The following is a 24,373-nucleotide window of genomic DNA, read 5'->3' as shown; positions in this document are numbered from 1 at the left end:
TGGAAGAGATTTTTTCGCGATGGTTTACAAGTAGGTGAAGACGGTTTAAGATGGCGTGAGCCGTTTAAGGTATATAACAATGGGATTAAGTATTAAAATAACAGTAAGTTGACAAGATGATATCTACTGAAAAGAGGGATTTAATATGAAAGTTGCCATTTTTGGAGCAACCGGAGCGATTGGAAAGACGATACTGTGGGAGTTAATGGACCGCGGACATGAGGTAACGGCGATTGTTCGTGATCCTTCGAAGGTTGAGATGGAGCATGAGCGTTTGCGTGTGTTACAGGGGGATTTGCTTAACCCGGACCAGGTTGCCGATTTTACAGCCGGACAAGAAGCTGTTGTGAGTGCCTATGGACCGAAGTTTGGTGCGGAGGAAGAGATGTTGGAAGTTACACGTTCATTAATTGAGGGTGTTCGGCGTGCAAAAGCAGAACGTTTGGTTGTCGTTGGCGGAGCAGGAAGCTTGCTTACGGATTCTGGAGAAATGCTGATGGACACACCAGGATTCCCTGAGGAAGTCAAACCACTGGCGAAGGCTCATGTCGATGCGTATAACCTGATTGAGGCATCGGATATCAACTGGACCTACATGAGTCCTGCGGCTACGATCACAACAGGAAGACGGACAGGCCTATTCCGGGTTGGCATGAATCGTGTGATCACAGATGATCTGGGTGAAAGTTCGATTTCCGTTGGTGATTTTGCAGCGGCTTTGGTGGATGAGCTGGATGATCCGCAATTTATTCAATCCCGGTTTACGGTGGGGTATTAAGGGTTTCAGGTAAGATAGCAATATTTCAGTAAATTTCCGAAGAGGCAACCGGGGAGGGATGAACGTTGTTTATCGTAACCGCTGAACAGATGAGAGCTGTGGATGAGTATACGATTCACAAGCTTGGCATTCCTGCTGCCAGTTTGATGGAGAACGCAGGCAGAGCCATCGCCGAGGAAGTTATCCGGCTGTGCCGGGGAGACGATGCTGACCGCCGTTCGGAGCAGCATGGCTGCTGGGACAAAAATGGGAAGCGGGCGCACACTGGGCCCGGGGATCGGCCTGCTCATGGTGGCGACATCATCGCCGATCCGGCGCTCGTGATGGAGCAGCCCGGCGATCAGCAGTGGTACATGCTGATCGGCAAGGGTAATAATGGCGGCGACGGGCTGGTTGCGGCGCGCCATTTGGTGGAAGCGGGGCTCGGCGTGACTTTGGTTTACGCCGATGCGCCTGCTGCGTTGCGGGGCGAAGCCGCAGTGCAGCGGGATGCCGCTGCGCAGCTCGGCATCCCAGCTCTGGTCCACGGGCGCGAAGCCGTGGACTTCGGCCGGTGCACAGGCATCGTGGATGCGCTGCTGGGCACCGGCTCGAGGGGGGCGCCGCGCGGATCATACGCGGCGCTGATTGAGGCGGCGAACGACAGCGGCAAGCCGGTCGTGTCCGCCGATGTGCCAAGTGGGCTGAATGCCGACACCGGGGAGGTATATGAGCCCTGCATTCAGGCCCGGGTGACCGTATGTCTCGCGCTGCTTAAGCGCGGGCTGGTGCAGTACCCGGGCGCATCTGCCGCGGGGCGCATCGTAGTGCGCTCCATCGGCATTCCCGCGCGGCTTGCGCCGGAGCATGGCCCCTCGGTCCGTATGCTGACGGAAGAGGTGCTGCGCAGTGCGCTGCGCGTGGACACGGGCCGTCTCCGGGCACCGGACGGCCACAAGGGCACTTACGGCCACGTGCTGCTGGCCGCAGGCAGTCTGCCGATGAGCGGCGCAGGCCTGCTCTCGGCCAAGGCCGCGCTGCGCGCTGGCTGCGGGCTCGCCACATGGGCGCTGCCCGCGGCACTTCTGCCGCATGTCATCGGCACCGTGCCCGAGCTCATGCTCGCTGCCGCCGCAGATGGCGACAGCGGCGAATGGAACGCGGCTTCCGCAGACGCCGTGCTGCGTCTCGCGGAAAGCCGCGACGTGCTCGCGACCGGGCCTGGCCTCGGCCGCTTCAAAGGCGACACAGACTGGCTGCGCCGTCTGTGGCAACATTCGGATCGCCCGCTCGTCATCGACGCGGACGCCCTCAACATGCTGGCAGACGCTGGCCCAACCGGGCCTTGCGACTGGGGCAAACGAAGTGCGGCGACTATCCTGACGCCGCACCCGGGGGAGATGGGCCGACTGCTGGGCATGTCGACCCCAGAAGTGCAGCGTGACCGAATTGGACACGCTACACGGTACGCCCGCGAGCAGGGCGTGACCCTGGTGCTCAAGGGAGCACGAACGGTCATCGCAACGCCATCCGGCGAGGCATATATCAACACCACGGGGCACGCCGGCATGGCAACCGGCGGTGCAGGAGACGTATTGACCGGCATCATCGCCGGTCTGCTCGCCCAAGGGCTCAGCGCGGAGCAGGCTGCAGCCTTTGGCGTGTTTCTACACGGCCAGGCAGGGGAGAGAGCCGCGATGCTGCGCGGTGATCCTGCATCCCTGCTCGCCGGGGATATCATGGATGCACTATAAATTAGGGGTATGATTGGTGCCGACTCTTGAAACGTACATTCGTTACTCCATAAGCTGCATGTACACCGCTTTGAGCACGTGTGATAGGTGCAGTTAGAGAGTACATGTCCTTCATGTGCTGCATGCCTTTGCACACAGCACAAAGATATAAACCACTCATAACATAAAGCAAGGGATGTCCCATAGTCATAAACATGACGAGGACATCCCTTTTTAGTGTATTGCCATTTTAACGAATCAAACACACGCTATGAGCTGCATTTTCCATTAATCTGCGCTTTAACGAATCCCAGCGACGTGATTTCACTGATCGGCAGGTTCTGGCCTAAGTTTATACCATTATAACGAGAATAACGTGACTGAAGTTCGTTAATCAGTGCATTCGACCCCAATCCTCTAATTAAGGTGTGGTCGATTCGTTAGAATGGATTAGCACTTCGACCCGACAAGGAAAGTCCCTTCCAACCTTCGGTACAGCCGCTTCTCTTCATTCTTTTATCATGATTCAACTACAACCGGAACCGTAAAAGTTCCTGATGCATCTCTGCACTGATATCCCGCAGGGTTTTCACCTTAGTGCTTGCTTCGGCGAACGAACGTTGTTGCTCGGCCGTTGAAGCTGTAATTTCCTCACTGCTTGCAGCAGATTGTTCCGTAATGGCACTTATACTTTCAATCGCCTGCTGAACCTGTGCGCTAAGTTCACTGGACTGCTGCATGTCTTCCGTAAGTTGGTTAATGCTTGTGCTAATTCGCTCTACACTGTGACGAATGCCGGAGAAGGATTCGCCGGTTTTTCCGGTGGCCTGCTCCTGTTCTGCAAAGAGCTGAATGCTCTGTGTCACAGAGTTTTTCACTTTGCCCATAGCTGCTGTGATTTCGCCGACAGCCCCAAAGATATGCTGTACCGATTGCTCTGATTGCTCCGCCAGTTTCTTCACTTCCCCCGCGACGACAGCAAAGCCGCGTCCGGCTTCACCTGCACGGGCCGCTTCGATGGAGGCGTTCAGAGAAAGAAGGGTTGTCTGCGTAGCGATGCTTGATACATAAGCAGTCATGGTTGCGATCCGGGAGGCACTCTCCTCCAATTCCTGGACAGTCTTTTCTACCTCAGACATGGCAATCCGGTTTACTTCAGCCAGTCGAAGCTGTTCCTGTACGGCAATGTGTCCCTCCTGCACGGAAGTCAAAACTTCGTTACCATAGATGGCCGATTGTGAAGTCGCCTGAAGATTGCTTTCAAACATATGCTGCATCTTGTCCACGACCATGACCGTGTCACTTAGATCCTCAGCAATTTTCTGACTGCCAATCGACAGTTCTTCGGTTGTTCTGGATACTTGCTGCACAATGGCCTGCACGGTATCATTACCGCGGTCAATGTCCTGCGCCATCCCATCAACACGGTTTCCTGCGGCACCGATGGATTGAATGATACTGCGTATGTTCCCAGTCATAAGACGGAAGGAGCGGTTTAAGTCATCCAGTTCATCCTTGCCTCGTGTCTCCGGAAGCTGCTGCGTAAGATCGCCGTTCGCAATTTGTCCTGCTGCTTCCTTTAAGGTGCGGATGCGTCTCGCCAATTTGCGTGAAGTGTACATATTGAACAACAGGACAGCGACAAGCAGGATGATGGCTCCGGCGAGAGCAATCTGCCAGGTCCGCTGAATGTCTTGTTCAAGATTTACTGTGTATTGGTCATATCGATCCCGGGTCACCTCATCCAGCATATAAATATCATTTTGTATGCCTTTGACCCGTGAGCTGAAACGTTTGGCGTCCGAACTGTTCATGGCTGTGATGGCTTCGGTGGCGCCCGTGTCCAGAGCCGTTAATTTGGTTTGGATCGATTGAATCAGGCGAAGCTGTTCATCCGTTTCCAGCAAGCCTTCTGTGAGCTGCTTTACCATGGTTTTACCTTCATTCAGCAAGCGTGCTACATTATCCTGATTGCCAGCTGTCATGGAGAACGAGTACACATCGAGCGCCTGCTCGGTCTGTATCTGGTTAGCGTTCAGTTCCGTGACCTTCAGCATGGCAGGCACCAGATTTTGATTTTTGGCATTCATGTTTAGCAATTGAATAATGATATAGGCTACAAGCAAAAGGCATAACAGCAACGATACTATAGCATTCAATATCAGCTTTCCCTGCAATTTCATAAGCGTGCCTCCATATTAGCAATTGGTTTATTGATCTAGGGTAATTTTGGTTTTGCCGGAAGCGATCTGGGCTTTCAAATCTTCGAATGTTTGCTCTTGTTCGTCCGTGAGTGTGATGTTATGTAGGGCGGTTAAACCTACGCCGTTTTCTGCCAGACCATAGAACATTTCTTTTTCGGGAAATGAATGTTGGTTCTGAATGAACGTATTAATGGCGTTATGAAGAGAGACATCTACATTTTTGAGCATGGAAGTGAGTATTGCTTTTTCTGCTAAAAAGAACTGATCCTGGTCCACGCCAATAGCGTATTTACCCAATCGCTGAATCTCCGAAATTGAGCCTATGCCTGTCAGTCCGGCAGCAACGTAAATGACATCAACACGCTGTTCCTGAATCATCTGCGCCGCGAGCTTTCCTCCAAGATCAGGATTGCCGAAATCCCCGGCGTACACGACATGGACTGTGGCATCCGGATTGGCTGCCTTTACACCTTGCTCAAAACCTTGCTGGAAATCGTGAAGCACCGGAATATCCATTCCACCCAAGAAGCCTACATGGTCATCGGTTGTTGCAAAGCCAGCAATGATACCTGCAAGATAGCTGCCTTCTTCTGCTTTGAAGGACATGGAGGTCACATTGGGGAGATCGGAATGTCCGTCAATGATGAGAAAGTGCTGATCGGGATACTTCTGAGCAACCTTCTCCAGATCGGTTTTTATCGTGTCGCTTAGACCAATAATCAGATCAACTTTATCCTTCGCAAATTGCTCAAAAGCTGCCTCGGATGTCAAATCCTTTCCCGGTTCCTTGTAATCAAAAACAATACTGTTCTCGTTTCTTGCCTGTACCAACCCCTCAAAAGATGCGTCACTGAAAGAATGATCACCCAAGCCGACATCCGTAAGAACGATTCCGACTTTGGTTCGCTGATCTGCGGGGGACACCTTATCGGTTGCTGAACATGCTCCCAGCATCAGAACAACTAGAACCATCATCATGGTGATCCCGAATTTGATTTTCCATTGTGTTTTCATGTGCGTATGCCCTCTTTTCTATAAGATGGAGATGACGTGTGAGGTGAGCAATTCCTCTATATGTATATCGGACGGCAGCTGAGTCTCCATAATGGGTAAGGATGAAAATTTACGAAAAATCAATGAAAACTAAATGAAATTTCAATGAAACTCATAAATTATACATAGGGTTTACATTTGAAGAGGCATGAATTCTATACAGAACCTGGAATACGTCTTGATGGTCAACGGGAAAAAGAAAGATAAAAAAAGGCAAAGAAGAGACCGATTAGATCTCTTCTTTGCCTTTTTCCTGAAACCAAACGAATGATGAATGATTACATATCATGAATCAAAAAATTCATATATATGAACGGTTTTCCCTGTTCCCTTAGCATATGCAATACTCCTGAGCGTTGGGTTCCCGCTCTCATTCAGCTGCACTTGCAGCGCGTATTACCACGCTGCTACTGAGCCATCAGCTCGGCTTTCCGTGCCGCCGCACAATACGCCGTTGTCCGGGTTGCGCCAGATGATCTGGCCTCGTCCAAACATCGATGGATCGAGGGCGTTCTGTATATCATGACCTTTGCGAGCAAGTGCCTGTGCAATATGTTGAGGGAATCCAGGCTCAACCAGAATCGTTTTGCCTTTGGTCCACTGCCAGCGCGGAGAATCGAGCGCAGCCTGTGGATTGAGGTGGAAGTCCACCGTATTCATGACGACTTGCACATGACCCTGGGGCTGCATGAAACCGCCCATGACCCCGAATGGTCCGACCGCTTCATCGCCGCGTGTGAGGAAACCCGGAATGATCGTATGAAATGTTCGTTTGCCCGGCTCCAGTGCGTTGGCGTGATTGGGATCAAGCGAGAAATTATGCCCCCGGTTTTGCAGGGCAATGCCTGTGCCTGGCACAACCAGCCCGGAGCCGAAGCCCATATAATTGCTCTGAATGAAGGAAACCATATTGCCCTCACCATCTGCCGTTGCAAGATACACCGTCCCGCTAGCCCTTGGGTCGCCTGCTTCAGGCGGAAGTGCCATATCACCAATGAGCTTGCGCCGTTCGTCTGCATACGCTTCGGATAATAATTCCTGCACCGTTACGCCCATCTTGCGTTCCTCGGTAATGTATTTCTCCCCATCGGCAAATGCCAGCTTCATGGCTTCCAGCTGCCTGTGGTATGCCAGGACAGATTCCTTTTCTTCAAAATCAAAACCCTTCAGCAGATTGAGCGCTGCCAGAGCAATCAGACCCTGACCGTTCGGTGGGATCTCCCACACGTCAAATCCGCGATAGGAGACCGAGATCGGATCAACCCATTCAGGCTGGAATGTAGCCAGATCTTCTTTGGTCAGATAACCTCCGTGTTCTGCCATAAAAGAATGAATACGCTCCGCGAGTTCGCCTTCATAGAAGTCTCGCGCTCCACTCTCGCCAATCCGGCGCAGTGTAGACGCATGATCCGGCGAACGCCACATCTCGCCCACGGCCGGAACACGCCCGCCTGGGGCAAATGTCTCAAACCATGCACGCCCTGCTTCCGCATCGCCCTGGCGTGCGTAGATATCGGCTGCCCGTGCCCAATGGCGGGCCAGCCCCGGCGCAAGCGGGTAACCTTCTTCCGCGTAGCGGACAGCCGGTGCCAGCGCTTCCGCCAGCGTGAGCCGTCCGAATCGGCGGCTCAGCTCAGCCCATCCCGCCGGTGCACCAGGTACCGTCACCGGGATGACCCCCAGCTTCGGCATCTCCGAATGGCCTGCCGCTTTGAGCGCCTCAATCGATATACTCTGAGGCGCAGGCCCACTGGCATTCAGGCCATGCAGCTTGCCCTCGGTCCAGACGAGGGCAAAGGCATCGCCCCCAATGCCATTGGACGTTGGCTCCAGCACGGTGAGCGCAGCAGCGGTGGCGATAGCGGCATCGATGGCGTTGCCGCCCTTTTTTAACACATCCAGACCGGCTTGTGCAGCCAAAGGCTGTGAAGTGGCGACCATGCCTTGTTTGGCATAAACGGGCACACGGTAAGACGGAAACGGTTGGTAGAGTGGATCGTAGTTCATCAGGTTGTTCAGCTCCTTATCGCAAGATGTCAGGTTCCGGCTCGCCGGATCAATTATTCCTAACCCTTTTCGGAACAGATGACGTGATCTCCTGCTGCCAATGCGAAATCCAACCTGACATGGCCCGTGAATGGAGATGATACAGTTGTATTCATATCAGTGCCATTATATTTTTTTCAAAGATTTGAGATGTTCTCCAGATGACTAGGTCGTTACCATGTCGCCGCCATTGACATGAATGCACTCACCAGTGACATAGGAGGAGTCGCGGGAAGCGAGATAAACGTAGGCAGCCGCAAGTTCATAAGGTTGGCCTGCCCGGCCCATCGGCGTCTCGGTTCCAAATACCTGCACGTCTTCAGCGGAGAAGCTGGATGGAATGAGTGGTGTCCATATGGGTCCCGGAGCCACGCAATTCACCCGGATTCCTTCGGATGCGAGCGATTTGGCGAGTACCCGTGTCAGAGAGACCACAGCCCCTTTGGTGGAGGAGTAATCAATCAGCTGCACGTTACCTTTATAGGCCGTAATGGAAGCTGTATTAATAATGGAAGCACCCTTACACATATGAGGGAGAGCCGCCTGAATAAGAAAGAAATAGGCAAACACATTCGTCTGGAACGTATGGTACAGCTGTTCTTCCGTAATATCGACAATGCTCGGCTGTACATATTGCACGCCATGATTGTTAACAAGGACATCGATCTTTCCAAAGGTTTCCATGGACGTACGGATGACAGCCTCGCAGTTTTTCTTCAACCGCAGATCAATCTCGATTAGCAAACACCGTTGTCCCAGCTCTTCGATGCGTTCACGTGTCCTTTCGGCGTCGGTCCGTTCATATAAATAAGCGATGGTGATATCTGCACCTTCTTTGGCAAAAGCAATAGCTGCTGCTCTGCCGATTCCACTGTCACCACCGGTAATAATCGCAACCTTGCCTTTCAGCTTGCAGCTGCCAATATAAGCAGGATCTTCGCTGATCGGTTCAGGCACCATCAGGGTTTCCAGACCTGGCTGCTGGTCTTGATGCTGGGGTGGGAAAGCCAGCTTTTGCGGTTTGCACACCGTTTTCTCACCGTAAAAAGGATAGACAGGATTCATTCGATTTACATCCTCCTCGCACATTCATTCATATGCCTAAACTATGCATTCGCCCAGAATAAGGTGCGCCAGGAGGAAGAAGGGCATTTGTTTTTGGTGCAAAATATACCATAATAAGGATGTAGCTATTACAACAGTTCATTAAAATGTGGAGGTGTCAGGAGTCCAATGAATATTCAGGGGATTAATCATCTGTGCTTTTCCGTATCCAATCTGGAACGGTCCATTACCTTTTATGAGCAGGCTCTGGGTGCCCGTATTCAGGTGAAAGGCCGGAAGCTGGCATATTTCGAACTTGCCGGACTATGGATCGCATTGAATCAGGAAGACGTCATTCGCAACTATACGGAACGAACGTATACACATATTGCATTTACCGTAAAAGAAGAGGAATTCGACGAGTCTGTGCAGCAGCTGCGAGCAGCCGGGGCTGACATTCTTCCCGGAAGACCACGTGATCCGAAGGATGCATTATCCATTTATTTTACCGATCCCGATGGTCATTTGTTCGAACTGCATACCGGAAATATGAAGCAAAGGCTGGACTATTACCGGGAAGACAAACCTCATATGACCTTTTATACGTAATCAATTGAGTTAAAATGGAAAAAATATGACATATCTATTGTGCAAACAATGGATGTACATATAATATGGATAAATATACCTTTAATTTACCGCCGTTTGATACTTAGTTCATACTCAAGGAGGTTTGTTATGATTCAGTTTCCCAAACCGGATGTAGAACAGTATTTCCAGACGTATCGGATTTCCCATTTTGCCGTATCGGCTGACGAGAAACGTTTGTTTTTTGACAGCAATCTGAACGGCCAGCCCAATATCTGGGCGATGGATCTGCCGGGTGGCTACCCGTATCCTTTGACGTATTTGAATCAGAGCAGCCAGTTTATCAAACCAGACCCAGAAGGACGTCATATTCTCACGGCGTTTGATCGGGACGGGGATGAGAATTACCATCTGTATGCACTTCAACCGGAAGGTGGGGTCCCATTTCCTGTTGTTCCGGCAGAGCCCAATGATCGTTGTTATTTCTCCCATCTGTCCGAGGATGGACAGCGTCTTTATTATATGACAAGTAAGGATAACCCGAACTATCTCAATTCACGCCGGATTAACCTGGAAACGGGAGAGGATGAGCTCTTGCATCAAGGGGAAGAGGTCACTAGCAATCTGATTGCTGTGAGTTCGGATGAACAAGCCTATGTGATCTTGAATGTATACTCCAATACATACCAGACAGCATACGTGTACCGGAACGGTGAGTCAGAATCCATTATTCCGGTCACCGAGCGGCAGAGCCAGGTTTCGTATGTCCTATTTACAGACAATAATCGGCTTTTGATGATTACAAATGATAACGAACCGTACTCCTATGTAGCTGAATACCGGCTGGACACTCATGAATTTCGTCCTCTGTGCAAAGTGGAGGGAGAAGACGTGGAGATCATCCGCTGGCACAAGGATTCAGAGACGTTATACTTCTGGACGTTTACAGGTCCCGAGAATCGGATGTACACGCTGGACAAAGGTTCAGATCAGCCTCGGCGTGTGGACATGCCACTGGATACCGTAGAACATGTGACGGTTACCAAGACTGGCAATGTGTATATTTTGGGGCGTGGAGCCATCCAGCCGCATAATATCTATCGGTTGATGGAAGGTAGTGAGTCCTGGGAACCGTTGACTGCCAATCGGGTCACGGGGCTTAATCCGAGTGATCTCGTCTACCCGGAAGTCATTCGATATAACTCCTATGATGGACTGGAGATCGAAGCGCTTTTTTTCAAAGCGAAGCCAGAACAAGCTAATGGTTACACGGTATTTTGGCCGCATGGCGGGCCACAGGCATCGGAAGCGAAATTCTTCCGTCCAATGTTCCAGTTGATGCTGGCTCAGGGGTATCATATTTTTGCTCCAAACTTCCGGGGAAGCACTGGATATGGCGCCGAATTTGTGAAAATGGTTGAGAGAGATTGGGGCGAGGGCCCAAGGCTGGACTGTGTTGCCGGTATAAACTGGCTGTTTGACGAGGGTATCTCATCACCGGAGCGCCTGTTCGTGGTGGGGGGCAGTTACGGCGGGTATATGACCTTGCTGCTGGCAGGACGTCACCCGGAATTATTCCGCGCTGCGGTTGATATTTTTGGACCAAGCAACCTGTTTACCTTCCTGGAATCTGTTCCGGAAGACTGGAAACCGATGATGGACAACTGGCTGGGTGATCCGGTCCGTGACCGCGAACGTTTAACGAAGGATTCACCGATTACGTATCTCGACCAGATGGTGAACCCGATGCTGGTCATTCAAGGTGCCAACGATCCAAGGGTCGTGAAGGCGGAATCAGATCAGATCGTGGCCGCGTTGCAGGGTAAAGGAGTAGACGTGGAATACATCGTTCTGGATGATGAAGGCCATGGCTTCTCCAGAAAAACGAATGAGATTCTCGTTTATCGGCGGATGCTGGAGTTTTTGCAGAAACATCAGGAAGTGCCGGTTGCACAATCGTAATTCATAGGATCGTATTACCAATTTAAAGATAGTGATGGTTTGAGAAAACCGCCAGGAGTGAGTGCATCTCATCCTTCTGGCGGTTTTTTGGTGTGCTAATCCAGCAAAGCAATAACCGAATCCATGTACTGCTCCGCCCAATGTGCAAAAGGCATATCCGCTGCCCAGGTCACTCGCCCTGTTGCTTTGCATTCACCCCATAACAAAATACGCTGATAGAGCAGATGCACCCTAAGACGTGTGGCAAAGTGCTGGTATCGCTCCGTATCCGCTGCGCATACAACCTCCCGGTAACCGTGAAGGAATCGTCTTGCTAGCTCGGGTTGGCCTTCGCGTACATACATGGCTGTCATTTTTGTTAGGTCAGCTGTACCGTCACCAAAATAGGCCGTTGTAAAATCAAACAGACCACTAATCTCCCAGTCCGAAGCAAGGCTATCATCATTCCTCTGAATCACAAAGTTCTCAACCTTAAAATCACCCATCACAAATCCAGGAACAGGCATGGATTGAAATGCAGATTCAGCGTTCTTTAACTGCTCGTCCACCCACTGTATATCTTCGTCTGTTATCACGGAGTACTTTGCTGCATCCTGCAGCCAGTGATGAATTGTCCCGTACAGCCAGTCTAGATATTTGCCCGCAAAGGGAACGATCTGTTTTGCTACAGGATCATACTCTCCCGCGTCCGGGACCTTCCAACGGTGCAGTTCTGCTAAGGAATGGGCAAGCATCGTAGCGATCTTCTCCTGATCCTCCTGTGAAAGTGAAGCCTGTAATGACGGATCATGCAGGTGCATTCCAGGTAATCGGGGCATGATGGCATAGCTCCACCCCAATATGTCGGTATCTTCATGCAATAAATATGGATCAGGTACAGGAATGTTGGTGTGAGTTCTCAGCTGTTCTACGAAAAACTGCTCTTCCTGAAGTTGTCCCGCATATAATGGGTTGCCTTTCAGAATATATTCTCCCTCTGAAGAGCGAATAAGAAGTGTCTGACCCATCACACCCTCATCGGTTCGCTTATAATCCATAAGAGTTCCCAGATTGAAATCATGAAGCGCCTTTTGCAAGGATGCTTGCTCAATCTCACCAAGTTTATTGGAGCCAAAATAAATACGGGTTGTCATAAGCCCCTCCTGCGATCTCAGTCTTCATCCTCTTCGTCAGACAGATCAAACGTATCGGCATCAACCAATCCGCGAATAAAAGTTTCAAAATTAGGCGCCAGATATGTAATCTCATAATCGTCTTCCTGATCCACATGAACCACAGCAGGTTCGCCTTCAGGGCCGCAGAATCGATAATCCAGCATCACCACATCGTGTCCGGCAGATGGACAATCACAGATCACAACACCGAGATCAGGGTATCCCCAATCTTCAATCATGAAACGACTTCCAAATTCTCCGCCGAGTGTATTGGACTTGTCCCGTGCAATGCCCATAATCCCCGTAATGGCGATATGGTCTTCGGCCCATGAAGTGGCTTCTTTGGTTGGGAAAACGGTGTGTGAAGGGATTCCGCCATTCTGAGTGTTCATTAACTGAATATAGGAGGCAGGTAATTTGTAGCCTAGCTCCTGTTCAATGGTTTGGATCAACTCTTCGTCAAAAGGTGGAGATACATAACTTTCTAATGCATATTCACTCTGTTCCCAGAATGAAGCCGGATCGTAGGACCCGGAAGCAGCTCTAAGGTTGTTCAGCCTGCCACTGTGCTCCAATTCCAACAATTTCTCTTGATGGCGCTGTCGGTCCTGTTGCATTTTTTCAGCTTTGGGCCGTGTCCATTCGAGAAATTCGATATTCGATTCGTCATGGGGCAAGAGCTCGTTTGCCATTTCAAAAGCTTTGAGTGCCTGCTCATACATTGCCATATGATAATAAGCGTAACCCAACCGGTACTGCCAGAGAGGGTCACTTGCTCCCTGTTGATGGACGGATAGTAACTGTTGGACAGCCTCACAGTAACGTCCTTCATTGTTATACGCTCTGGAAAGTTGTCCAATTAACTCATAATCCCGCTCCGATTCAGGGATTTGTTGAATACGTTCAATAATGGGACGGAACTGGTCCTGTTCATGCCACTTGTTTAGTTGTTCCAGCAGTTCTCTTTCCATCACTATGCCTCATTTCAATAGGGGAATGTGAACCTTTTTCCATTATATCTTACAAACTCTCAGGATGGATGGGTACAGTATCCTATTCAGATGTATAGAAAAAACACTCCCACAAGCAGAAAGTCATCAAGACATTTCAACAAGAAGAGTGTTTTGTTTTAGGTTGCGGTCACTGGATCAATATCAACTTACAGATCGTCAAATCCGTTATCGTCGCCGACTTTGCCGTAGTTACGGGATTTGGCTTCGAAGAAGTCTGTTTTGGTTGCATTCAGCGCTTCGTCGGAGAAAGGCTTGATCCAAGGCATGCAGTTTACATCCACGCCTTCGTATGCTTTTTCCATACCCATCAGACGCAAACGTTTGTTGGCGATGTACTTGATGTAGTCTTCCAACTCGTTCAGGTCAATCCCGCGTACGTTGCTGAGAGTGTAGTGTGCCCAGTTGGTTTCGAGTTCAACGGCACGGTTGATCGTTTTGTACACATAGTCCATGTTCTCTGGTGTGTTCAGTTCAGGGAAGTCTACCAGCAACTGTTTGTACACTTCAGCGAAGAAATAGCAGTGTTGGTTCTCGTCGCGCTGAATATAAGAGATCATTTGGCTGGTTGCCATCATTTTCTGGTCACGGGCCAGATTGTAGAAGAAGGCAAATGTACTATAGAAGAAGATTCCTTCAAGTACCAGATCGGCTACCATGGCCTGGAAGAACGTCTGTGGAGACGGATTATCCCGGAAGGTTTGGTAGATGTCTGCGATGAACCGGTTACGGTCAAGCAGCACCGGATCATGTTTCCAGTATTCAAAGATTTCCTTTTGCTCCCGATCGGATACGATGGAGGACAGGACGTAAGAGTATGATTGGTTGTGTACAACTTCCTGTTGTCCGATGATTGCCGAGATCGCTTCCAGTGAAGAATCCGTGAAATAACGTTTCACGTCACCTACAAACATCGTTTGCATGGAGTCCAATACAGCGAGCAGGGAAATGTTGACTTTGAATGTACGCTGTTCTTCCGGATCCAATTGGGCAAATTGGGAAGCATCCTTGGACATTGGAATTTCATCCGCGATCCAGTGGTTGAGCAGCAGTACTTTGTACAGTTTGTACATATGAGGCATACGAATATCGTTCCAGTTCAGAATGCCGGAGCATTCACCTTCAATGATACGGGTAGACTGGTTAGGCGCTTCGGTATTGAAAATTTTCTGCAATTGCATAATCCGTTCACTCCTTGAATGAATTTACACTGTAATATTATTTCATCTTATATATTAGGGGCTGTAATGTGGCATCTATATCAACATCTCATGATGTTGTGATCGTGTTTTGGGCAAAAAAGTACCAGGGCAACGCCATTTTGCATTCAAAACAGGATGCCCTGGTAGTCATCGTAAATCTAGTGAGCTTTCAGCATCACGATAAAACTTAGCTTGCGCAAGAATCGCATTCTTCAATAGTCAATGCCCGACTGCGGACATAATAAGTTGATTTAATGCCGGCTCTCCAGGCGTGCAGATGCAGTTCCAGGAACTCCGTTGCTTTGATATCTGGACGAACATACAAGTTGAAGCTTTGTCCCTGATCGACGTGGCGTTGACGGGCAGCGGCCATATTGATGGAAGCATGTTGGTCCACCATGAACGCTGTTTTGTAATACCAGATCGTTTTTTCAGACAGGTCAGGTGCCGGGTTGGCAATCTTGTATGTCGTTTTCTCTTCATAGGACAACAGTTCGTAAAGCGGATCAATGCTGGCTGTTGAACCTGCAATGATGGACGTTGAACCATTTGGTGCAATAGCGAACAACCAAGCGTTACGTACACCGTTTTGCTGTACTTGGGCTTGCAGCTCTTTCCATTGTTCAGTTGTAACGAATTCGCCTACGCGTTCACCTGTAGTGTAATCCCGTTGGTCGAAGTACTTGCCTGTCTGCCAATCGGAACCTTGGAATTTCGGATAATGTCCTTTTTCCTTGGACAGTTCCATGCTGGCTTTCACGAGCAGATAGTTAATTTTTTCATACAGATTATCGTTATATGTGACTGCTTCTTCCGATTCCCAACGAATACCTTCAAGAGCAAGCAGGTGATGAAGTCCGAATGTTCCCAGACCAACCGCACGGTATTGACTGTTGGTGTATTGGGCTTGCAGCACTTCAATGTTGTTGATGTCGATAACGTTGTCCAGCATACGAACCTGAATTGGTACGAGACGCTCCAATACATCATGAGGCACAGCACGTGCCAAGTGAATGGAGTTCAGGTTGCAGACTACGAAATCGCCCGGCACTTTGGAAATCACGATGCGGGTTTGTCCATCTTTGGTTACGAGTTCTTCCTTTTCAACTACAGTTGCAGATTGGTTCTGCATGATTTCGGTACAAAGGTTGGAAGAGTACACCATGCCGTGTGCACTGTTCGGGTTCGAACGGTTAACGGTATCCCGGTAGAACATGTAAGGCGTACCGGTTTCCAGTTGGGATTTCATGACACGTTTCATGATGTCAATCGCCTGAACCGTAATCCGGGACAACAGCGGGTGGTTCACTGCTTCCTCATATTTCTCACGGAACGCACCTTCGCCTACGGACTCATCGTAGAAATCTTCCAGTCCAAGTGGACGACCGTTCTCATCTTTCCAGCCCATCACTTTTTTCGTTTCATGCGGGCAGAACAGGCTCCATTCGCCGCGGCTCGCTACTCGCTCCATGAACAGGTCAGGCAGGCAGATGCCGTGGAATACGTCATGCGCACGCATCCGCTCATCACCATTGTTCAGCTTCAGGTCGAGGAAGGCCAGGATGTCTTTGTGGAAAACGTCCAGATAAACGGCAATCGCACCTTTACGTGTTCCGAGCTGGTCTACGCTGACCGCAGTGTTATTCAGTTGGCGAATCCAAGGGATTACGCCAGAACTTGTGTTTTTGTGACCCCGGATGTCCGAACCGCGAGCTCTGACTTTACCGAGGTAAACGCCGATGCCGCCGCCCATTTTGCTGAGACGTGCTACATCTGTGTTGGAGTCAAAGATACCCTCAAGGGAATCATCCACGGTATCAATGAAACAGCTGGAGAGTTGTCCAGCCACTTTTTTACCCGCATTGGACATTGTAGGTGTAGCTGCTGTCATGTACATGTTGCTCATTGCCCAGTAAGCTTCCTTAACGAGATCCATACGTCTCTCAGCAGGCTCCTGATGCATCAGGTACATCGCGATAACCATGTAACGCTCTTGAGGCAATTCCATGACTTTTCCGTCAAAGTCGTGAGCGAGGTAACGTTCTGCTAGTGTGAGCAAACCGATGTAGTCGAACAACAGATCGTTTCGGTAATCGATGCATTCAGCAAGTTCGTCGATCTGCTCCTTGGTGTAACATTCCAGCAGTTCTTCGCGGTAGATACCTTTCTTCACAAGATCCACTAGAAGGGGGTGGAAAGCACCGTAAGGCTCTTCCGGGTAAGATTTGTATCTGCGGTTGGTTGCCGCTTTCTTGTAAAGGGAAGTAAGCAGGGAGCGTGCCGCTGCGAATTTCCAGTTAGGCTCTTCCTTCGTTACCAATTCCAGAGCGCTCATCATAAAAGCGTTGCTGATCTCGTCTCCGGTAACTTCGTCACGACGGAGCTTGCTGTTTACCCCGCGTACCAGACGTTCCTTGTCGAGCATGTCCAGTCCTTCCAGAATACGATCTGCATATACCGAGATGCGCATATCATCAAAGGCAAGCTGGCGGTTGTTCGGCTTGGTCACAACTTGTGGCATGAATATTCCTCGCTTTCGCATGTTTAAGAGATAAATTGGAGAAATTCTTTATATAAAGAATTGAGTGTCTTCTTACGGTGAGATAAAGATATAAGCTGCATATTATGGACTGAACGGCGGTAGTAGCGAGTCTTGCCTCATATTGCACATAGGAGCAGCACGCAGAACATGGTCACATAAAAAGCATTCCCCTTGCCTCGCGGCTGAAAATGCCCATGGATGCCCTGAGTTCCTTGCTGTCTTTAAAGATTCAAAAAAAGACAGAAAAGGGTGCTTATGTAATCTTTTGTCTATAGCAGACACGCCTGTAATTAGAGGATACCGGTGCAGTCCAAATAGCCCCGTTAACCTCCGAGTCAAGTCTGTTTCGAGAAAGCGATTTACACCTACAGGGACGTGCCTTTGGAGGTGATTTCATCCTGTTTTTCGCGAGATTTCAGAAGATGACTAATAGAAGTGGGGTAATTCAATTTCACTACATTTTGTTGCTGTTCTCTTACTGTAACCCAACATATAGTGTTTGTAAACAGGGTCAACACAGTAAAACGTAATTCCGAGTATACCATTTAAGCCAGGATTCCGCAAAGGAAAAGGACTGGAAGATTTGAAGATTTATCAAAAAAAATTTTTGTTCAAATCAGATGACGTTATCACGTCAGTTTGAATTGTGGCTCCTTCAACTGGTAGAATAAAAACAGGCAAAAATCGACTAAAAATGAGCGGCACCGGTATCTTGCGGGGCCCAAGGGAGGCCGAGCGAAATGGCAATAGCAGAAGTGACCGTAATTCCAATTGGCACCGGGACGACCAGCTTGAGCAGTTATGTGGCAGACATGCAGAAAGTGTTGGAAAACCAGCGGGGAGTTACATATCAGTTGACCTCCATGAGTACCATTATCGAAGGCCCGCTCAATGAAGTATTTACAGCAATTGCGGCCTTGCACGAAGCTCCGTTTCTGTCCGGGGCCCAGCGTGTCTCCACTTCTGTCAAGATTGACGATCGTCGTGACAAACCCGACGCTTCCAGTGTGCAGAAGTTGCAATCTGTTCAGGAGAAACTGGCATCCCGTCAGGCGCGTCCGAACTGACGGAAGTCTTTATCAGTAATTTAAAAAGGTGTTTTCTTATGTATTTCGCTGCAATCCTTTGTCTAGGAATTGCAGCTTTTTTTGTTATAGTATTGATGGATGATACTGGTGTCACAATTTTAGAAAGTAAATACTATTTTATTTATTAAATATAAACTCATAAAAGCTTCGCAGGATTACTCCATACGAAGCTGTATGATATTCAGGATACTATAAGATCAAACCGGCTTTTTTAAGATCAGCTCTGTTTAACACCAAGGATCCTTGCAGTTTCTTTATACGAACCGTATTTCCGGATGGAGCGGTTACAACTTTCTCCTCATCCTCTTTAAGGCCGTTAGCGTTGACGCTGAGGATTGTTTTTAAATTTTTTGAAATGTTATATACATCTGATGAATCTCCCTTTAGATTAACCTGGTATCCATTTGATGCAGACAAATCAATCAGAGTAATCCAATCTGCCTGAGATTGGCTTTTTGCGGAAAACTCAATAGATCGAGTTGAACTTGCATAATTCACTTCATAACCGAGGATTTTAGCGGCTTCGCGTAGTTGGAGATATGTATTACCTTTATAAAGCAATTGATCGGATGTTACTGATTTAGACTGGCCATTTACGATAACTTTAAAGTTCGCAAGAGTGGCTTGTACCTTTTTGGAAGTGGCCGCAACAGCCATGGACGAGGACCCGATCAACATTCCGACGGATAAAGCAACAATAACCTTTTTCATTTTCACCTTTATCATCAACTCCTATGTAAATGTGTTATACCTGAGAATAATACCCTAATTAGGTAGGATTGACACGGGTGAAAACTATTATTTTTTTGCTTCTTACGAATCAAATTTTTTCGCCTAACCATAAGTAGTACCATTATCGAAGGCCTGCTCAATGAAGTATTTACAGCAATTGCGGCCTTGCACGAAGCTCCGTTTCTGTCCGGGGCCCAGCGTGTCTCCACTTCTGTCAAGATTGACGATCGTCGTGACAAACCCGACGCTTCCAGTGTGCAGAAGTTGCAATCTGTTCAGGAGAAACTGGCATCCCGTCAGACACGGCCCAATTAGCAGCAGTTAGCAGAGAATAGAAAATAGTTTTATATATTACTGTAAGTCCTGTATCTGGGACTTGCAGTTTTTCGCATTTCATTGGCTCAATAAGGGCGGATTTTTGTAGGACATACGTGAATTTTGCCGTGGCATTTATCTGGGGGTTACATATTTTACATTAAACTGACAACCTTTGTCGGCAGATGTATAGAGGAATGGAGGGATTACAATGCCTTACACTACAGGTCTCCTCTTTAACTCTCCCAATGGGAGTGATCGAGCTACTCAATTAATTGTCACCTGTTTGAATGATTCTCTCAATATTCCAGCCAATATCGAGCTTCAGGTCTTTCGCTGGGATACTTCCCAGACAACCCGAATCCCCATTGGTCATGATCTGTTCCAATTGACTCCCCAGGCATCTAGAACGTTGTTATATACGCTAAACACAGCAGATTATTTTGAGGTTCAGAGCGATTATTTCAGTGCAACAAGCACGGTTATTCAAGTATTCAGTTTGGACTCCTCCGGAAATATCCTGCAGCGTGTGTTGCAATCGGAGATGGTATGGGTAGACCGATTCACAAATATTCCATAATCAAATATAACGGAGGTGAATGAGATGCCGGTTGTAAATATTACAGGAGCATTAGGTGGGAACCAGTTTGAACCGTCGATTGCAGTAAATGAATTGTTACCCAATATAATGTGTGTTGTGGCAGTAGATACAAGTACTGGGCCAACACTTACTGGATTATATCGCTCCATAGACGGGGGGCAAACCTGGTCAACGACTACCTTGTCACAACCTGCGGGTTACGCTGGAGCTGAAGCCCCCACGATTGATTACACATTCCCCAGTACGTTTATTGTAACGGTTCATGTTTTTAATGGGGATAATGACGGGACCATTATTAGCTATACTTCAATGGATGACGGTCTCACATGGGCTCCCCCGGTGTTTGTAAACAGAGGATATGGTCTCATCGTTCACAATGATGAACCGTATATAGCGTGTGATCGAACACCCGGTAGCCCTTATCGCGGCAATGCTTATGTTGGATACACACCACTGGCAACAGCGGCATCATCGATCTTTTTGCAAAGGTCTCTGGATCAGGCTGCGACCTGGCAAACGCCAAGCCGCATTTCCAGTCCTAGAGGGTTTCATGATCGTGCGGCAATCGCTATTGGATTTACGGGTGAGGTCTATGCCGGGTATATTACCACAGGTCCGGACAGCCCTTATGCCTTGTTAAGGATATCTTACGACGGAGGTGCGACATTTCAGCCTCCAGTAAATAATCAGTCGACCCTAATTTCTTCGGTGGTACCTGCACCTTCTCCCTTGCCTGTACCCAATTATGCGTTCCGTGTTCAAACGAATCTGAGTCTGGGTGCAGATATTTCCAACAGTATCTATAGTGGGACAGTCTATGCAGTCTGGAATGACGCCCGAAATGGATATACGGATGTACTCATGTGTCAATCGCCAGATGGTTTGCTTTGGAGCGAACCCGTAAGTATAACGGGAGCACCTGTAGGATCACAGAATTTCTTTCCTTCGATTTCCGTATCACCATTTACGGGAGTAATCCGAGTCATCTATTATTCCAACCAGATAAATGGATTTTTGTTAGATGTATATGTAGCTGAGTCCTCTAATGGGGGATCGACATTTACGAACAGGAGACTCACAACGACATCCTTCAATCCGAATGGGAACTCCCCCGTACCAACAGTGCTCATTGGTGACTACATTACAGCCTATACACAGTCGCCTGATAACCTGGCCGCCGTTTGGATGGCGACAACACAGCCAACAGGGAAACTGGATGTGTATTTCGGTTCATAGCCATACCTCAATTGTAACCTGGCCCATTTTTAACGTGAGCCCGGTCTCCCGAGTGACTTTTGCATATAGTGAACTGTACCTCAAATAAAAGGAGGGTTTTGCATGAGTGGAGTTGTAGGTGGATACGGCGGCGCATGGACATCGACTGGTGCCATTTTGGTTCTCTTCATTTTGTTGGTTATCATTTCCAAAGCGTTCCTCATCTAATAGACCCTTAACACCTAAACCATTGGCAAAGGAGGAATCTCCATGAGCGAAGTACTTGGAGGCGCAGGATACGGCGGCTGGACATCAACTGGTGCCATCTTGGTTCTGTTCATTCTTCTCGTTATCATCACTAAATCTTTCTGGGTATAATATGTTGGACTCCGCCGGTTAACCGGTGGGGTTTTTTTTAGGTTGGGGACAAGCCCATATGAATAGTGAAAACGCCTATTTTGTCAAAGTAGGGCCATAGCCCGGTCCAGAGGTAGGCAAAATACATAGCTTAGGGGTGTAGGCAAATGTTAAGGAGGAATGAACAATGAGCGAAGTAAAACCGAATTCACCGAACGGACAGGGACACGTATACGGACATATGGGAGGGTATGAGCATATGCAAGGATACCAATACACAGGTCATGAAATGCATGGGTACGGATATGGTTGTACAATGCCAACGGGGTATGGCTACGGATACGCACATCATGCCAATCATGCTCCAATGCTGCATGGTTATCATCAAGGTTGTGGAACATCTTATGGACACGGTGGGGGAAGCAGCTGGGGATCCATGGGTACGATTCTCGTACTGTTCATCCTGCTGGTTATTATCTCCAAAACGATGTTTATCTAAATCGTGCAACAGCAACTGTATAAAGGAGTTGATTCATACAACTCCGATGAAAGGCGCCGAGATTGTATCGGCGCCTTTTAGCTGTCTGTCCATTTGTTTATTAAAAGTGGACATGGAAAAACACCCGGAACCCAATTCCGGGTGCTTTGTGTATGTTTTCAATCTTCTCAAGAATAAGTGATATCCAAAACAACAAAAGCCCTACCTCTCTTTTGTCCTTGCGGCTCCGATGACCGCGCCAGTGTGAATGGGAACATCTTGTGAAACTCTGTACTACCGGGTTATTGTGATTCAGGTTCTTCAATCTTCATAGGTTAATGTGCATGTTCGCTGCGGTCGCAGCATGAAGAAAATATTCCGGGGTTTAAAGAAGACAGAAAATCATATGAGGTTGTTTAAATACCAACTCTTAGAGTATACCACAGGCTGTAATTTTTTGCAATAAAAAGGAAGGTTGAAGCTTTTTTTGAAAACAATTGCGAAAACATTTCAGATTTTTTCTTCAATAAGGTAATCCTCTTCAAATGATTCTGCGTAGGTTATAATAAGAGGGATGACACGGAAAGGGGCCCTCGCATGACTGAACCAATAGAGGACAGCAGGTTAATGCGGCAGATTGCAGAGCGAGATGCTTCCGCACTGGAGCTTTTATATGACCGCTACGAGCGGGCGGTGTATTCTTTTGCTTATCGGATCGTTGGTGATCCAATGACAGCAGAAGAGACTGTCCAGGAATTATTCCTGCGGGTCTGGAACAATGCTGAACGATATGAGGCCTCACAGGGGAAGCTGACCACGTGGATGTTCGCCATTACGCGCAACATTGCAGTGGACATGCTGAGGCGAAAATCCAAAAGCGCAGCTACGACCTCAGTGGAAAACGAAACACTGGCGGCATATGCCGATGAACATACAAATACAGAAGAAGAAATAGAGCGTAAATGGGAAGGTGTCCGAATTAAAGAGGCCTTGTCCCAGTTGAATGGTGACCAGCAACAGGTCATTGAATCGATCTATTATGCAGGCTTAACGCAACAGGAGGTATCCAGCAGATTCGGGATTCCGCTGGGTACGGTAAAGAGCCGTGTCAGGCTTGCGATGCGACAGCTTCAGAAGCTGCTCGCCGATGCTGAAATGCATCCGGACGCGGGAAGGGAGGGCATACATCCATGATAGAAAGACATGAGGAATGGTCTGATCTGGCACCGGTGTATGTGCTGGGAGGACTCGAAGCGGAGGAAGTGGCAGCATTTGAAGCGCATTTGGCCAATTGCGAGTCTTGTCGCCAGGAGGTGAGGGAATTGCAGGAAGTAACAGGCTTCCTGCCACTCGCGGCGGAACCTGTTGCACCGCCGCCTGGCATGCGAGCACGTGTGCTGAGCAACGTGCTCGGACACGCGCAGGAGAGCGCCGGAACGAAGCCGGCGGCTGCTCCTGCGCACCCTGAAGCACCCGTGGTGCTTCAGGGTGACCTTGCGCCGCAGCATGGAGCGGCGCAGCCCGGGCAAGGCTTGCCGCCGGAGACGGCGGTGCCTGCAGCCCGGGCAGAAGAGGCTGCACAGGCACAGCCGTGGCAGCCTCAAGGGCGCGCGCGTGCGCGCAGCAGCCGCGCCTGGCGCATAGCGAGCGCAGCCCTCGCGGCAGCGGCGCTCGTGCTCGGCATCTACGCCGGGCAGCTGCAAGGCCAGGTCGATTCGCTGAAGCAGCAAGCTGCGGGCTCATCGACGGTGCAAGAGCAGCTTGCTCAGGCGCAGGCACAGAATGCTCAGCTGCAAGAGCAGCTTGCTTCATCCCTGCAGCCTGCACAGGGAATGCAGACAGGCGAAGCCGTCAAGCTCAGTCCTGCGACACAGGACATTGTTGCCCAAGGTCTGGCTACCATCGTTATTGACAGCAAGGGCACTCACCTGGTCGTACAGGCGGAGAACTTGCCTACTCTGGAAGGGAATGAGGCGTTCCAGGTTTGGCTGATCAAGGGCGATACACCTCAGAATGCGGGGACCTTCCTAAGTCATAATGGAACGGGAGCGGTATACTATACGTTAGACTCTGCCAACGACTACGATACGGTCGCGATCACACTTGAACCGGATGCGATGGGTGATGAGCCGCGTGGTACAATGATTCTGGCTGCCAAGATTAAAGGATAAGAAATGTCTTGCCATATCAGGCTGTTTCCTACGGGGAGCAGTCTTTTTTGTATGGTTGTACGCGTACATATAAGTTAAATGAGCGATTCATAGTTCATTCCAGGATGGAGGTTTCCCATCC

The 24,373-nt window shown here is 49.0% G+C and carries 21 protein-coding genes and 1 pseudogene; 13 read left to right on the top strand and 9 right to left on the bottom strand.

Translation table 11 applies throughout. The annotated features are described in order from the left end of the window. Positions 1-145 precede the first annotated feature (145 nt). Both G3352_RS19665 and G3352_RS19660 read left to right on the top strand, forming a co-directional pair. On the top strand, positions 146-778 hold the full coding sequence (locus G3352_RS19665; RefSeq protein WP_163759031.1) for an NAD(P)-dependent oxidoreductase: 633 nt from the start codon (positions 146-148) through the stop codon (positions 776-778). A gap of 65 nt (positions 779-843) precedes the next feature. Beyond that, complete coding sequence (locus tag G3352_RS19660) at positions 844-2,511, top strand: NAD(P)H-hydrate dehydratase (protein WP_163759029.1); 1,668 nt, start codon at positions 844-846, stop codon at positions 2,509-2,511. Positions 2,512-3,020: 509 nt separating this feature from the next. On the opposite strand, the gene G3352_RS19655 is transcribed toward G3352_RS19660, so the two are convergent. From G3352_RS19655 to G3352_RS19640, 4 genes are all read right to left on the bottom strand, one after another. Next, positions 3,021-4,673 carry a methyl-accepting chemotaxis protein gene (locus G3352_RS19655; protein WP_163759027.1) on the bottom strand — a complete coding sequence of 551 codons (1,653 nt, stop codon included), beginning with the start codon at positions 4,671-4,673 and terminating at the stop codon, positions 3,021-3,023. Between the two features lie 27 nt (positions 4,674-4,700). Next, complete coding sequence (locus G3352_RS19650) at positions 4,701-5,708, bottom strand: BMP family lipoprotein (RefSeq protein ID WP_240343149.1); 1,008 nt, start codon at positions 5,706-5,708, stop codon at positions 4,701-4,703. Positions 5,709-6,143: 435 nt separating this feature from the next. Then, positions 6,144-7,754 (bottom strand): gamma-glutamyltransferase family protein, encoded by a 1,611-nt coding sequence (locus G3352_RS19645; protein ID WP_163759025.1) that lies wholly within the window; start codon positions 7,752-7,754, stop codon positions 6,144-6,146. A 204-nt stretch (positions 7,755-7,958) separates the two neighbouring features. Beyond that, positions 7,959-8,858 (bottom strand): glucose 1-dehydrogenase, encoded by a 900-nt coding sequence (locus tag G3352_RS19640; protein WP_163759022.1) that lies wholly within the window; start codon positions 8,856-8,858, stop codon positions 7,959-7,961. A 168-nt stretch (positions 8,859-9,026) separates the two neighbouring features. Between G3352_RS19640 and fosB the strand changes: the two genes are divergently transcribed. Both fosB and G3352_RS19630 read left to right on the top strand, forming a co-directional pair. Further along, a complete protein-coding gene (fosB, locus tag G3352_RS19635; protein ID WP_072734912.1) occupies positions 9,027-9,446 on the top strand; it encodes a metallothiol transferase FosB in 420 nt (139 codons plus the stop codon). Between the two features lie 129 nt (positions 9,447-9,575). After that, positions 9,576-11,387 carry a S9 family peptidase gene (locus G3352_RS19630; RefSeq protein ID WP_163759020.1) on the top strand — a complete coding sequence of 604 codons (1,812 nt, stop codon included), beginning with the start codon at positions 9,576-9,578 and terminating at the stop codon, positions 11,385-11,387. Positions 11,388-11,482: 95 nt separating this feature from the next. On the opposite strand, the gene G3352_RS19625 is transcribed toward G3352_RS19630, so the two are convergent. From G3352_RS19625 to G3352_RS19610, 4 genes are all read right to left on the bottom strand, one after another. After that, entirely contained in the window at positions 11,483-12,520 is a 1,038-nt protein-coding gene (locus G3352_RS19625) for a phosphotransferase family protein (RefSeq protein ID WP_163759018.1), read from the bottom strand. 17 nt (positions 12,521-12,537) lie between these two features. Then, the gene (locus G3352_RS19620; RefSeq protein WP_163759016.1) at positions 12,538-13,512 is read right to left on the bottom strand and encodes an SMI1/KNR4 family protein; all 975 of its coding nucleotides are present in this window, start codon (positions 13,510-13,512) and stop codon (positions 12,538-12,540) included. Between the two features lie 188 nt (positions 13,513-13,700). Then, positions 13,701-14,732 (bottom strand): ribonucleotide-diphosphate reductase subunit beta, encoded by a 1,032-nt coding sequence (locus G3352_RS19615; RefSeq protein ID WP_024632189.1) that lies wholly within the window; start codon positions 14,730-14,732, stop codon positions 13,701-13,703. Positions 14,733-14,940: 208 nt separating this feature from the next. Further along, positions 14,941-17,274, bottom strand: coding sequence for a ribonucleoside-diphosphate reductase subunit alpha (locus G3352_RS19610; RefSeq protein WP_163759014.1), 2,334 nt, complete (start codon positions 17,272-17,274; stop codon positions 14,941-14,943). 761 nt (positions 17,275-18,035) lie between these two features. Between G3352_RS19610 and G3352_RS19605 the strand changes: the two genes are divergently transcribed. Next, positions 18,036-18,362: an MTH1187 family thiamine-binding protein gene (locus G3352_RS19605; protein WP_163759012.1), complete on the top strand. Its 327-nt coding sequence runs from the start codon at positions 18,036-18,038 to the stop codon at positions 18,360-18,362. A gap of 210 nt (positions 18,363-18,572) precedes the next feature. Here G3352_RS19605 and G3352_RS19600 read toward each other — a convergent pair whose 3' ends face one another. Then, a complete protein-coding gene (locus G3352_RS19600; RefSeq protein ID WP_163759009.1) occupies positions 18,573-19,094 on the bottom strand; it encodes a stalk domain-containing protein in 522 nt (173 codons plus the stop codon). 117 nt (positions 19,095-19,211) lie between these two features. Here G3352_RS19600 and G3352_RS19595 point away from each other — a divergent pair. The 8 genes and pseudogenes from G3352_RS19595 to G3352_RS19570 form a co-directional block, all read left to right on the top strand. After that, positions 19,212-19,430 (top strand): annotated as a pseudogene (locus G3352_RS19595) (thiamine-binding protein); the annotation flags it as partial. A gap of 286 nt (positions 19,431-19,716) precedes the next feature. Next, a complete protein-coding gene (locus G3352_RS19590; protein WP_205524948.1) occupies positions 19,717-20,010 on the top strand; it encodes a hypothetical protein in 294 nt (97 codons plus the stop codon). 24 nt (positions 20,011-20,034) lie between these two features. Then, the gene (locus G3352_RS19585) at positions 20,035-21,267 is read left to right on the top strand and encodes a sialidase family protein (protein WP_163759006.1); all 1,233 of its coding nucleotides are present in this window, start codon (positions 20,035-20,037) and stop codon (positions 21,265-21,267) included. A 102-nt stretch (positions 21,268-21,369) separates the two neighbouring features. Then, positions 21,370-21,474: a hypothetical protein gene (locus G3352_RS31230; RefSeq protein ID WP_017690880.1), complete on the top strand. Its 105-nt coding sequence runs from the start codon at positions 21,370-21,372 to the stop codon at positions 21,472-21,474. Between the two features lie 42 nt (positions 21,475-21,516). Further along, on the top strand, positions 21,517-21,624 hold the full coding sequence (locus tag G3352_RS30930; RefSeq protein WP_197521564.1) for a sporulation protein YjcZ: 108 nt from the start codon (positions 21,517-21,519) through the stop codon (positions 21,622-21,624). 166 nt (positions 21,625-21,790) lie between these two features. Further along, positions 21,791-22,102, top strand: coding sequence for a hypothetical protein (locus G3352_RS19580; protein ID WP_163758823.1), 312 nt, complete (start codon positions 21,791-21,793; stop codon positions 22,100-22,102). Positions 22,103-22,678: 576 nt separating this feature from the next. Further along, the gene (locus G3352_RS19575; RefSeq protein ID WP_163759004.1) at positions 22,679-23,275 is read left to right on the top strand and encodes an RNA polymerase sigma factor; all 597 of its coding nucleotides are present in this window, start codon (positions 22,679-22,681) and stop codon (positions 23,273-23,275) included. Then, entirely contained in the window at positions 23,272-24,252 is a 981-nt protein-coding gene (locus tag G3352_RS19570; protein WP_163759172.1) for an anti-sigma factor domain-containing protein, read from the top strand. The genes G3352_RS19575 and G3352_RS19570 overlap by 4 nt, the downstream gene beginning before the upstream one ends. The last annotated feature ends 121 nt before the right edge of the window (positions 24,253-24,373 follow it).

This window comes from Paenibacillus sp. ALJ109b (assembly GCF_010747435.1).
GTDB lineage: Bacteria > Bacillota > Bacilli > Paenibacillales > Paenibacillaceae > Paenibacillus > Paenibacillus taichungensis.
Note: the sequence above shows the minus strand (reverse complement) of the source record. Positions and strands in the feature narration are given on the sequence as shown.